We start from the raw sequence: 12,675 nt of genomic DNA on the forward strand, positions 1-12,675 counted from the left end.
GGCTAGTGCAAACCGAAAGCCCGGCTAGTGCAAACCGAAAGCCCGGCTAGTGCAAACCGAAAGCCCGGCTAGTGCAAGCCGAAAATCGCGCTCCAATTGGGCGGCTGTGCGCGTTTAAGCGGTTCGATCCGAATCGACCCACGCGGTCTCGGAGCAGCGGCCGCATTTGCCAGCTGCGCATTGAGTCTGCGGATAAGCCGATCGGCATCGTGCAGATCGCCCCAAGTCCAGCGCGCGACATCCCAGCCGAGCGAACGCAACCGATGCTCACGCTCCTTCTCTGCCATGATCGCGTCGGCTGCCGCCTCGGTTGACCCGGCAATCTTGCCGTATTTGATGCGGCCATCAAACTCACCCAATAGACCAAGCTCAGAGCCAAAATCGCAACGCGCCACGAATCGGTCCCGTTCATCAAACACCGACACCTGCTGCCAATCGAAAGAGAAACCGTGCTGGTAGAACACATACTTGCTCCACGACTCCGCATAGCTCTCCGATCTAGCTGAAGCATGCATGCCCACCCAGCGCAAGGCACGCCGATGACGTAGCGGGGCTTCGAGATCGGTGATATCGCCGCCCTGTCGCAGCGCCGCCTCGGTGGCAGCCAAGAGCTCGGGTAGCTCCACACTCTCGGCGAGGTCTTGAATCGTGCGCTTGAGCGTGGTCACGGGAAGTCCGTGCAGGGTAGTCACATCTTCTGCCCGAAGGTGCGAGCGCCGAACCGCCACATGGGCACGTCGCGCACCGTGATTGCGGCGCGTCACCGTTATAGGGCCGGTGAGCCGATGGTTGAGCAGGGGCAGACCGTGCAACACCGCGGCGCTGATACCGCTGACGGTGGCGGTCTCGCTGCGGCGCATGAATCCGAACACTCGGGATGCGTGGGTCACCTCCGCAGAATTAGCCGCGAGCACGCTGAGTTCGGAGTCGAGGTAGGTGCCGCGATGCACACGTGTGAGCTCGCCCCGGGCGTGACGTTGTCGGAGCTCATATTCGGCAATGCCGTCTGAAGGTAGTTTGGATGAATTGATGAGGCGCATGCCCAGATCTAAGCGGGCCTGCGCCTCATGTGTGTTGCTACGCGACGACTCTGTGGACACACGAGTTTCCACATGCATCCCGAAACATCGAACCTGTCAGGGGATGGTGACGGTGCCATTTTGCGGCCCGAAGTTCGGAAGTGGCACCGTCACCGACTAATGGCACCAGCATCCCGGTGCCATTAGTCGGTAGCGGTGCCAGTAGCCCACAGATGAACGCGGATGAATGCTGATGAGCGCGGATGATCGCTGGCGGGGTGGATGCGTGGTAATCGCGCCACGCGTGGGAGTGGCAGGCGCTAATTCAGTGACACATGTCGGTTCCACGAGCGATGGGTCAGCCACAGGCACGTTGTTAGCAAGATCACAGCGCTGAGGTACACACCCAGCGGCATGACAGCAGTGTTGTGCCCTTCAACTATCGTCTGCACGAGGTTGTATTTCACGATCGAGAATTGGCCGCCGTGCAGTTGCGCCGCGAAGTCGATGCCAAACGGCACCGCGAACACCGAGAGCAGCGAGATGATTTCGCCACCAACGTAGGCAATGAAACCGACCAGGATCGGGCCGCCCACGCCCATCCGCCCAAAGCTGCCCTGGCTGCCAACTGACGCCACAAAGGCGTAGTAGACCGGCCACTGAATGATCAATACGATCAGAAGGGGCAGCATCACCCCGAGCAAAATGGGCATCGGCATCATCGTGGTGACAAGGTCGAGAAGTGCGGCAGCGGCCTTGAAAGGGTTCGCTTCAATCGTGCCCAGCATTTGTGCCGACGGGGTGCTCGCAAGCACAAACCAAGACAGGGCAGCGAGCGGCAGCATCACCAGGATCGCAGCGACGGTAGCGATCATGCTCCACAGTAATTTAGCCCAGAAAATTGTTGAGCCTTTTACTGGAATTGCGTGAGTGAGATACCCAGCCGCTCGGAAACTGGAGCGCCAAAAATCAATCGCGATGGCAATTTGTGTGACTGGTATCAACACAATTGGCAATATGAAGACCAATACGACGCCAAGTTCCGAGAGAATCGGGATGCGGCTGGCAACAACCAGCGAGCCGAGCGCGACACCGGCAATGGCTGCTCCAAAAATGGCGGCAAGCATCCCGCGAGTGCGGATGAATTCATGCTTCAAAATTGTGCGAATCATCGGTATGCCTTTCGGAAGAGTTCGTCGATGCTCAGCCCGTGTTCGGCTCGCAGGTCATCGGCGTCGCCAGTGAGCGTGATCTGCCCGTGGCGCATGAAGATGACCGAGTCGAGTGCGGCCTCGAGGTCGTGGATGAGGTGAGTCGACATGATCACGAGCGAATCGGGTTCGAGATTGCGCAGAATACCGTCGAGGATCCCCTCGCGAGCGGCCGGGTCGATTCCGCTAATGGGCTCGTCGAGTAGGTAGAGTTTCGCGCGTCGCGACATGGTGAGCGCAATCTGCACTTTTTCGCGCATCCCCTTCGACATTTCTTTGAGTTTCATTTTTTCGTTCAGGCCAAAGAAATTGATCATTTCGAGTGCGCGTTCGCGGTCGAAATCGGCGAAGAGGTCGTCGTAGAGCTCCAGGCAGTAGTGTACGGACAGTCCACGCGGTAGGTATTCGCTATCGGGTAGGAATGCGGTAATCGCTTTGGTTTCGGGGCCCGGTTTCATTCCGTGGATGCGAACCTCGCCGCTATAGTCGGATACGACTCCGGCGATAGTTTTGAGCAGCGTGGTTTTGCCGCAGCCATTTTCACCGAGCAGGCCGACGATGTGGCCGGGTTCGAGCTCGAGGTTGACTCCGTTGAGTGCCTGCACCTTTCCGTAATGCTTGTGCAGATCACGAATTTGCAGCAGGGGGTCAGCGACGGTGTTCATGGGATTACTTGCCTTCGGAATCGTCAATGTCATGGTTATGCCAACTTTCGGAGATAAGCCGTGTCGCCTGGGTTTGGCTGAGGCCGAGGCCTCGCGCGATGCGGATGTAGTCGTCAGCTGACGAGCGGGCGAGAGTGACACGGGTTTCGGTGATGAGCTCGCTGTCATCGGTGATGAAGCGTCCGGCCGTGCGCTCGGTGCGGCACAGCCCGCGACGCTCGAGTTCGGTGAGTGCTCGCTGGGCGGTGTTGGGGTTAACTCCCAGGTCGCCGGCGAGTTCGCGCACGGCGGGGATGCGGCTTCCGGCTGTCCATTCGCCGCTGGCGATGCGGCGGATGAACTCGTCGACGAGCTGCGTCCAGATGGGAGTGCCAGATTCGAATTCCACACCACTCCTTACTCTTGTGTTGCTGTATTACGGCCATAATACAACCACACAGTTTGTGGATGCAAGTGTGTCGTCGACCGGAGTTCGGCGCTGCCAGGGTGGCGCGTAGATGTTGTGCGGCGCTGCCCAGTCAGCCTGCATCCGGTGTCTTGCGCTCACTCGACGCGCGGCTGCGGTGCCATTTCCACGCTCATCCTGCTGAAATGGCACCGCAGCTGACTAGTGGCACCCGCATGCCGGTGCCACTAGTCGGAAGCGGTGCCATTTGTTGCGGGGGTGGTCGACGAGGGTGGGGGCGGGTGGCGGGAATGTGGGCGAGAGGATGTGGGGGAGCAGGGGATGGGGCGGAGCGCCGGGCTGGGCAGTAGACGCCGCGAAAAAGCACCGTGCCCGCCGGATGCGAAATCCAGCGGGCACGGCGCATTAATGCACAGGGTTACTCGTCGTCACCCTCGATCTCGAGCAGCACAGTGCCGGCCGATACCGTATCGCCCACGCTGCCCTGCAGATTGCGCACCACACCATCTCGCGGCGCGGGCATGGGCTGCTCCATCTTCATCGCCTCGAGCACGCACACGAGGTCGCCCTTCACCACGCGCTGGCCCTCTTCGACAGCGAACTTCACGATCGTCGCCTGCATAGGCGCCACCACGGCATTCCCCGAATCGCCCGCCACAGTGCCGTGCGATTTGCGACGCGGCGCGTGGCCGGCCATCGTGCGGCCAACACCGCCGTGCTGCATCCCGGCCGAAATCACCAGCCGCTCGGGCAGCGACACCTCGATGCGCTTGTCGTTGACCTCAACAACCACATCGCGCCGCGATCCCGGTGCGACAATATCCTCAGCCTCGCCCGACCACGGCTCGATCTCGTTGACATACTCGGTTTCGATCCAGCGCGTGTACACATCAAAGTTGCCGTTTTCGGCGGTGAATGCCGGCTGCCGCACAACATCCCGGTGGAACGGAATCACGGTCGGCAACCCAGCCACCTCAAACTCGTCGAGTGCGCGACGTGCTCGAACCAACGCCTCTTCGCGAGTCTTGCCGGTGACGATCAGTTTCGCGAGCATCGAGTCGAACGCGCCCGAAACCTGATCGCCTTGACGCACCCCCGAATCGATGCGCACACCCGGCCCCTCGGGTGTGACGAAAGTGGTGATCTTGCCGGGTGCGGGGAGGAAGCCGCGCCCCGCATCCTCGCCATTGATACGGAACTCGAACGAGTGCCCCTCGATCTTCGGATCGTCGTAGCCGAGCTCCTCACCCTCGGCGATGCGGAACTGCTCGCGCACGAGGTCGATGCCGGTTACCTGTTCGGTAACTGGATGCTCCACCTGCAGTCGCGTGTTCACCTCGAGAAACGCGATGGTCCCGTCGCTCGACAGCAAGAACTCGCAGGTGCCGGCGCCCTGATAGCCCACCTCGCGCATGATCTTCTTGGATGCGTCATACACCTGACGTTCCTGCTCGGCGGTGAGGAACGGTGCGGGGGCCTCTTCGACGAGTTTCTGGTTGCGGCGCTGTAGCGAGCAGTCGCGGGTGGAAACCACCACAACGTTGCCGTGAGCGTCCGCCAAGCACTGGGTTTCGATGTGTCGCGGGCGGTCGAGAAATTTCTCGACGAAGCACTCACCGCGCCCGAATGCGGCGACGGCCTCGCGCGTGGCCGAGTCGAAGGCATCTGCCACCTCGTGCTCTTCACGCACCACTTTGAGTCCGCGGCCACCGCCGCCGAATGCGGCCTTGATGGCCACCGGGTAGCCAACCTCGCGGGCAAACGCGATCACTTCGTCGGCGGTTTTGACCGGCTCGAGTGTGCCGGGCGCAAGCGGCGCGCCAACCCGTTCAGCCACGTGGCGGGCGGTCACCTTGTCGCCGAGCGCCTCGATAGCTTCGGGGGAGGGGCCGATCCAGATGAGTCCGGCGTTCTGCACGGCGCGGGCGAACTCGGGGTTCTCGCTCAGAAAACCGTAGCCGGGGTGGATTGCATCGGCACCTGAACGGCGGGCCACCGACAGGATCTTCTCGATCACGAGATAAGTGTCGGCGCTCGTTGTGCCGCGCAGAGCGTAGGCTTCGTCGGCCAGCCGCGCGTGGGGTGCGTCGCGGTCTTGGTCGGCGTACACAGCCACCGAGGTGATGCCGGCGTCGCGTGCGGCGCGGATAATGCGGACTGCGATTTCACCGCGGTTGGCGATGAGCAGTTTGGTAATTCGGGCCATAATCACCAAGCCTATTCAGAGTTTCCCGGTGGGTGTTATTTAAATCACACAAAGCTGGATGCGGTCTATTGCTGAAACCTGCAAAACATCCCGGGATGGCACGATGGTCACATGGAGATCGTTGCAGCAGCAGATGGTTCATCACTCGGTAATCCCGGACCGGCTGGATGGGCGTGGGTCACCGCTGAGGGTGCCTGGCAGGCGGGCGGCTGGCCACGCGGCACCAATAACCAGGGTGAGTTGATGGCCGTGCTCGACCTGCTGCGCGCGACCGAAAAGTTCGATGCATCCCTGCGCATCCTGTGCGACTCGCAATACGTGATCAATTCGGTTACGAAATGGATGCCCGGATGGAAGCGACGCGGATGGAAAAAATCTGACGGGAAGCCGGTGCAGAACCGGGAGCTTCTGGAACAGATCGATGCGGCGCTTGCGGGGCGCGAGGTGTCGTTCGAGTGGGTGCGCGGGCACTCGGGGCACGATCTCAATGAGCGCGCCGACGACTACGCGCGGGCTGTGGCGACGGCCTATCAGCAGGGTGTCGAACCCGAAACCGGGCCCGGTCTCGGTGGCGGTCGGGCCGAGGGCGCTGCGCGCACCGAGTCGGCGGATGCGAATGGCTCAGCGCATGCGGGGGATACTGCCCAGAATGCACTGGCGGATGCGGATGCTGCTGGGCGTGCCAGTCGCCCGGCGTCGACGCACTCGGAACGCACCGCCCACGCGGTGCCCGCCGACCACAATGCCGCGCTTGACGCTGCACTTTTTGATCTTGATGACGACTCGTTTGCGGCGGATGCGAGCGCCGCGGCTGTCGCCGAACTGCGGCGTCTTGAGGTTGACAGCACCGGCCGCGAGCATCCCGAGTTTGAGCGGGTGGGGGCAGAACTCACTGGCACCCCCGAGTTTGTTCGCGTGTCGCTGCTCGGATCGGGAGTTGCACTGGTGCGCTCGCAGATCGCCGGGCGTGAGCGCACATCCGTGTGGCAGCTGACCGACGGCGGCGATTTCCAGCGCTGGCTGCTGCGCCTGCGGCACCAGTCGTAGCCGCGGGCACCGCATCTCGCTGCCTCCCGCGACCCAGCTTTACTCGCGATTTGTGTGGGTTCGCGTCATTTGTATGTGGCAGAGCACGCACATTTGACGCGGAGACACACACTAGGCGCAAATAGCGGCGCAAATAGCGGCTGTGGCAAGATAACTTGGTTACACGCCGAATAATCCGAAACACCGACCGGCGCCGCTCGCACTCGTTCCGATCCCACAAGGATGCACATGCTGGGCAAACTGCTCATTCGATACCTCCGCAGATACCGGCTCTTTGTCGCCGGGGTGCTCGTGTTCCAGTTCTTGCAAGCCCTCGCGGCGCTGTACCTGCCGACACTCAACGCCGACATCATCGACAATGGCGTGGCTAAGGGCGACGTCGGCTACATCTGGCGGGTTGGCAGCTTCATGCTGCTGATCGCCTTTGTGCAGATTGCAAGCAATATCACCGCCATCTACTGCGCCTCGCGTGCCGCGATGGGCGTGGGGCGCGATATTCGCCGCGACTTGTTCGAGCGCGTATCCGAGTTCAGCGAGCGCGAGGTGAGCCATTTCGGTGCCGGTTCGCTCATCACCCGCAACACCAACGACGTGCAGCAGATCCAGATGCTCGCCCAGTTCGGCATGATCATGCTGGTGTCGGCGCCGATGCTGGCAATCGGTGGCGTGATTATGGCGCTGCGGCAGGATGTGGGGCTCAGTTGGCTCATTGCCGTGGCCGCCCCCGTGCTGATCGCGATCGTGGGTGTTGTGGTGGGGCAGATGATCCCACTGTTCCGCTCGTACCAGGATCGTGTCGATGCCATCAACCGGGTGTTGCGTGAACAGCTCACCGGCATCCGCGTGGTGCGCGCGTTCGTGCGTGAAGACATTGAGCGCGAACGATTCCGCGAAGCTAACCAAGATATGGCCGATGTGGGGCAGCGCATCGGTAACCTTTTTGTCGCCGTATTTCCTGCCGCATCCCTGGTGATGCAGCTGACGATCGCGGGGGTCATCTGGTTCGGTGGCATTCAGATCAACAACGGTGATGTCGAGGTCGGCACGCTCTTCGCCTATATCGCCTATGTGACGCAGATTCTGATGGGCGTGATCATGGTGAGCTTCATGACCACGATGATCCCGCGCGCGGCAGTGTGTGCCGAGCGTGTCGGCGAGGTGCTGGCAACCGACACCTCGCTGGTGTTGCCCGAAAACGGTGTGCGCGAGCTGCCCGAACCCGGAGCGATCGAGTTTGCTGGTGTGGGGTTCGCGTATCCCGGTGCGGAGCATCCGGTGCTTGGCGATATTTCGTTCCGCGTGCATCCGGGCCAGACCGTCGCCGTGATCGGCTCGACCGGCGCCGGCAAAACGACGCTGGTGAATCTCGTGCCGCGGCTCTTCGACGTCACATCGGGTGCCGTGCGAGTTGGCGGGGTGGATGTGCGTGAAGCCGACCCGGCCGCGCTGTGGGATGCGATTGGGCTGGTTCCGCAACGTCCCTATCTGTTTGCGGGCACGGTGCGCTCGAACCTCGAGTTTGGTCGCGCGGATGCGAGCGATGAAGAACTGTGGCGGGCGCTTGAGATTGCGCAGGCTGCCGAGTTTGTGCGCGAACTTGATGGTGGTCTGGATACACCGATTTCGCAGGGCGGCACGAATGTGTCAGGCGGTCAGCGGCAGCGACTGTCGATTGCCCGCGCGATCATCCACGAGCCGCAGATTCTCGTATTTGATGACTCGTTCTCGGCGCTCGACCTGGTGACGGATGCGCAGCTGCGGCAGGCGCTGTGGCGGGAGCTTCCCGAGGTGACAAAACTCGTGGTGGCGCAGCGCGTATCGACCATCACCGACGCGGATCAGATCGTGGTGCTGGAGGACGGCGCCGTGGTTGGGCAGGGTACGCATGACGAGCTGCTCGCATCGAACCCCACCTACCAAGAAATTGTCGAGTCTCAGCTCGGAGCGGAGGTGGAGCGATGAGCCAGCAGCAAAATAAAACGACCTCGCACGAGGAAGAGTTTGACGAGGCGGCAACCGCTGCATCCGCTGGATGGGGTGCCGGTGACATGCGCCCGGCGAGAAATTTTTGGCCGAGTTTCAAGCGGCTTTTGAGTTTGCTCGCACCGTGGCGCTGGCAGATCGCGCTGGCGACCCTGTGCGGTGCCGGCTGGGTGGCGCTGTATGTGCTCGGCCCGAAGCTTTTGGGCGAGGCAACGAACATCATCTTTGAGGGCGCGATTTCGAGCCACTTGCCGGCGGGAGTGTCGAAAGAGCAGCTCGCGGCCGGCCTCGAGGCCGAGGGGCAGCACGAGTTTGCGCAAATGCTGCAGGCAATGCATATCGTGCCCGGTGAGGGCGTTGATTTCACCCGGCTTGGCACAGTGCTGCTGTGGGTGGTGGCGCTCTATTTGTTCGCCAATACGCTCGACTATCTCTCGGGCTACATTCTCAATCGTGTGGTGGTGCGGGCCATGTATCGGCTGCGCGACCGGGTGGAAGAAAAAATCCACAGCCTGCCGCTCAGCTACTTCGACAAGGTCAAGCGCGGCGAGCTGCTCAGCCGCGTCACGAACGATGTTGACAACCTCACCAACTCGCTACAGCAGTCGCTCATCTATGCGCTCACATCGCTGCTCACCGTGCTTGGTGTGCTGGTGATGATGTTCAGCATCTCGTGGCAGCTGGCCCTGGTGGCGCTTGTGGTGCTGCCGATCACCGGCGTGATTTTCGCGGTTATCGGGCCGAGATCGCAGCGGAACTTCCGCACCCAGTGGCAGCAGACCGGGCGTCTCAACTCGCGTGTCGAAGAGTCGTTCTCGGGCCACGCGCTGGTGAAGGTGTATGGCCGCGGCGACCAGGTGCGCGCCGCATTCAACGAAGAAAACGATGCCGTGTACGAGGCCTCGTATAAGGCGCAGTTCTTGTCGGGTTCGATGATGCCGCTGATGCAGTTTGCCGGCAATCTCTCGTATGTTGGCATCGCGGTGCTCGGTGGCCTGCAGGTGGCGAGCGGTCAGCTGCGGCTGGGTGATGTGCAGGCGTTCATCCAGTATTCGCAGCAGTTCACGCAGCCGCTGGCGCAGCTGGGCGGGATGGCGGCAACCGTGCAGTCGGCAACGGCTTCGGCCGAGCGCGTGTTTGAAACGCTCGATGCCGAGGATGAGCCGGCGGATGCTGCGGATGCGCCCGAGCTCGTACCGGGGCCAGGCGAGATTGCATTCCGGGATGTGCAGTTCTCGTACGTTCCCGATCGGGAATTGATTCGCGATCTATCGTTCGCGGTGCATCCGGGCCAGACTGTGGCGATTGTGGGGCACACCGGTGCCGGTAAGACGACGCTCGTGAACCTGCTGATGCGGTTTTATGACGTTGATGGCGGCGCGATTTTGCTTGACGGGCAAAACACTGGCGAGCTGCGTCGGCACGATGTGCGCGCCCGCACCGGGATGGTGTTGCAGGATCCGTGGCTTTTTCAGGGCACGATTCGCGAGAACATTCGCTACGGCCGCCAGTCGGCAACGGATGAAGAAGTGTTGGATGCTGCCAAGGCGACCTTCGTCGACCGCTTCGTGCACTCACTGCCGGACGGTTACGACACGGTGCTTGATGAGGATGCATCGAATGTGTCGGCTGGTGAGAAGCAGCTGATCACTATTGCGCGCGCGTTTGTGGCGAACCCGGCGGTGCTGATTTTGGATGAGGCGACCAGCTCGGTCGACACTCGCACCGAGCTGTTGCTGCAGCAGGCGATGGCGGCGCTGCGTAAGGGGCGCACGAGCTTTGTGATTGCGCACCGGCTGTCGACCATTCGTGACGCCGATCTCATCCTGGTGATGGCGCAGGGGCGCATTGTTGAGCAGGGCACGCATGAGGAGCTGCTCGAGCTCGATGGTGCGTATCGCGAACTGTATGAGTCGCAGTTTGAACGCGCGATGGTCGATGAGGATGAGCTCGGCCCTGGAAGTTCGGCCGAGGGTTCGAATAATCCCGACACCCCCGCGGTTGAAAACGATTCGCAATAGCGTTAGGCTGGCAGTGCACGAGGTTCGAGGGGGACCAGATCGTGTACACCGGCCCGCAGCGACAAGCGCGGGCCGGTTCGCTTTTCCGCGAACCTCCTCGCCCTAGCTCGCCGCGCCCGCCCGATTCCAAAACTCGTGCCAGCGAACCCCGAGCCCGCGGGCAAGCTGGCGCAGCGTCGGCAGCGAAATGCCGATCACCGTCGAGGGATCGCCCGAGATGCGCTCGATAAACGCGCCACCCAGCGAATCGATCGTGAATGCACCCGCCACATGCAGCGGCTCACCGGATGCAATATAGGCGTCGATTTCGTCATCGCGCAGATCGTCAACAAACGTCACCTCGGCCGACTTCACCGCGCCAACGCCCGCATCGCCACTATGGCCCGCGCGACGGTCGACCAGCCAGTGGCCCGACCAGAGCGTGCCGGTGCGGCCCCTCTGCATCTGCCAGCGCTGACGCGCCACCTCGGGCGTGTGCGGCTTGCCGTAAATCTTACCGTCGAGCTCGAACATCGAATCGCCGCCGAGCACAATACCGTCGGGGCAGCCGTCGCCATCAGCCACGGCGAGCGCCTTGGCGCGCGCGAGAGTCAGCACAGTCTCGGCAGGTGACAGCGCACCGGATCCGGCGAGCACCGCATCCTCATCAACCGCGCTCGGAAGCACGAGCGGTTCGACACCGGCGGCGCGCAGCACCGCGAGGCGGGCGGGGGATGTGGACGCGAGGATAAGTTGCATGCGCACCAGCGTACGCAAACCGGGCATCGTGGCGCGGCCCGGTTAGTCTGGAAGCGTGAACGAAGAGCAAGAACTGACCGTCGACGATCTCGTCGAACTCGAGATTGGCGATGTGGCCCATGGCGGCATCTTCGTCGCCCGGCACTCATCAGGTCGGGTGGTGTTCGTTTCAGACGCGCTGCCGGGCGAGCGGGTGCGCGCCCGCATCACCGAGGTGCGCAAACGCCACGCCCGCGCCGCCACGGTCGAGGTGCTCGATGCATCCACAGAACGTCAGCAGCACGTGTGGCCGGCGGCATCGCTCGACCGCGCCCCCGAAGACCGCGCGGGAGGAGCCGAGTTCGGCCACATGCTGCCGAGCTTCGGGCGCGAACTCAAACGCCGCGTGTTGGCTGACGCGCTTTCTCGGTTTGGTGGCCTCGACCCCGAAGACCGGTTGATTCGCGAGCTCGAGGTGGATGCACTGCCCGGCGATGATGCATCGCGCGGCACCGGTTGGCGCACCCGCATCACTCTGCACGTGGATGACACGGGTCGGGTGGGGCCGTTCGCGGCGCGCAGCCACCGCGTGGTTGATATCGACTCGCTGCCGCTGGCAACCCCGACGATTGAACAGCTCGCACTTGAGCAGGTGAGTGCCGGCGCGCGTGGCAGCGGACGGATCGACTTCGTGTCGCCCGCCGACGGTTCGGCACGGATGCGTGTGCTGCTCGACGGGCGCGAGCCGCGAGCTGCCGAGACGCTCGTCGAACGCGTTCACGACCACGAGTTTGCCGTATCGGAGGCGGGGTTTTGGCAGGTGCACCGCGCCGCAGCCACCGCGCTATTCGACGCGGTGCGCGACACGATCGACCCGGCACGTTTCGACCCGGAGGCAGGCAACCTCGACCTCTACGGCGGTGTGGGTCTGTTTGGTGTGGCGCTGGCGGAACTTGGCGGGCCGGTGACCAACCTCACCTCGGTGGAGGTGGCCGATACCGCTACCGAACTCGCCGCCCGAAACCTGGCCGACTGGCAGTACGCCGCGGCCGTGACCGGGCGGGTTGATCGTTTTTTGCGTTCGCTACGCGAAGGTGCCGACGGGGCCGAACGAGCCGCGCTGCGCCGCGGCACCGTGGTGCTTGACCCGCCCCGATCGGGGGCCGGTAGACAGACGATCGAGCAGCTGGCAGCAATCCAGCCGGCGCAGATCGTGTACGTTGCCTGCGACCCGGTTGCGCTTGCCCGGGACGTGGCGCTGTTGCGCGAGCGCGGATACCGGCCGGTTCGGATGCGCGCGCTCGATCTGTTTCCGAACACGCACCACCTCGAGACGGTCGCGCTGTTCACCCGCGACGCCGAGTAGCGCGTCGCACATCGCCCGCCGAGCACCCCACGCA

10 protein-coding genes are annotated in these 12,675 nt (G+C 62.8%); 4 read left to right on the forward strand and 6 right to left on the reverse strand.

What is annotated here, in order from left to right; translation table 11 throughout:
- Positions 1–68 precede the first annotated feature (68 nt).
- The 5 genes from RQ865_RS05365 to RQ865_RS05385 all read right to left on the reverse strand — a co-directional run bounded on the left by RQ865_RS05365 (position 69) and on the right by RQ865_RS05385 (position 5,507).
- Positions 69–1,040 carry a hypothetical protein gene (locus tag RQ865_RS05365; RefSeq protein WP_311478088.1) on the reverse strand — a complete coding sequence of 324 codons (972 nt, stop codon included), beginning with the start codon at positions 1,038–1,040 and terminating at the stop codon, positions 69–71.
- A 299-nt stretch (positions 1,041–1,339) separates the two neighbouring features.
- Positions 1,340–2,146 carry a hypothetical protein gene (locus RQ865_RS05370; RefSeq protein WP_311478089.1) on the reverse strand — a complete coding sequence of 269 codons (807 nt, stop codon included), beginning with the start codon at positions 2,144–2,146 and terminating at the stop codon, positions 1,340–1,342.
- Positions 2,147–2,187: 41 nt separating this feature from the next.
- Positions 2,188–2,895 carry an ABC transporter ATP-binding protein gene (locus RQ865_RS05375; RefSeq protein WP_311478090.1) on the reverse strand — a complete coding sequence of 236 codons (708 nt, stop codon included), beginning with the start codon at positions 2,893–2,895 and terminating at the stop codon, positions 2,188–2,190.
- Between the two features lie 4 nt (positions 2,896–2,899).
- A complete protein-coding gene (locus RQ865_RS05380) occupies positions 2,900–3,283 on the reverse strand; it encodes a GntR family transcriptional regulator (RefSeq protein WP_311478091.1) in 384 nt (127 codons plus the stop codon).
- A gap of 436 nt (positions 3,284–3,719) precedes the next feature.
- Entirely contained in the window at positions 3,720–5,507 is a 1,788-nt protein-coding gene (locus RQ865_RS05385) for an acetyl/propionyl/methylcrotonyl-CoA carboxylase subunit alpha (protein WP_311478092.1), read from the reverse strand.
- 111 nt (positions 5,508–5,618) lie between these two features.
- Here RQ865_RS05385 and RQ865_RS05390 point away from each other — a divergent pair, with 111 nt between their 5' ends.
- The 3 genes from RQ865_RS05390 to RQ865_RS05400 all read left to right on the forward strand — a co-directional run bounded on the left by RQ865_RS05390 (position 5,619) and on the right by RQ865_RS05400 (position 10,558).
- The gene (locus tag RQ865_RS05390; RefSeq protein ID WP_311478093.1) at positions 5,619–6,554 is read left to right on the forward strand and encodes a ribonuclease H; all 936 of its coding nucleotides are present in this window, start codon (positions 5,619–5,621) and stop codon (positions 6,552–6,554) included.
- Between the two features lie 228 nt (positions 6,555–6,782).
- A complete protein-coding gene (locus RQ865_RS05395; protein ID WP_311478094.1) occupies positions 6,783–8,516 on the forward strand; it encodes an ABC transporter ATP-binding protein in 1,734 nt (577 codons plus the stop codon).
- Positions 8,513–10,558, forward strand: coding sequence for an ABC transporter ATP-binding protein (locus RQ865_RS05400; protein ID WP_311478095.1), 2,046 nt, complete (start codon positions 8,513–8,515; stop codon positions 10,556–10,558). Before RQ865_RS05395 ends, RQ865_RS05400 begins: the two co-directional genes overlap by 4 nt.
- Before the next feature lie 102 nt (positions 10,559–10,660).
- Here the strand turns inward: RQ865_RS05400 and RQ865_RS05405 are convergent, their stop codons facing one another.
- Positions 10,661–11,296, reverse strand: a complete 636-nt coding sequence (locus RQ865_RS05405) for a nucleoside triphosphate pyrophosphatase (protein ID WP_311478096.1) — start codon at positions 11,294–11,296, stop codon at positions 10,661–10,663.
- Between the two features lie 55 nt (positions 11,297–11,351).
- Here RQ865_RS05405 and RQ865_RS05410 point away from each other — a divergent pair, with 55 nt between their 5' ends.
- Positions 11,352–12,641: a TRAM domain-containing protein gene (locus RQ865_RS05410; protein ID WP_311478097.1), complete on the forward strand. Its 1,290-nt coding sequence runs from the start codon at positions 11,352–11,354 to the stop codon at positions 12,639–12,641.
- Positions 12,642–12,675: the final 34 nt, after the last annotated feature.

Origin of the sequence: uncultured Gulosibacter sp., from assembly GCF_963509965.1 — a bacterium.
Classification (GTDB): Bacteria; Actinomycetota; Actinomycetes; order Actinomycetales; family Microbacteriaceae; genus Gulosibacter.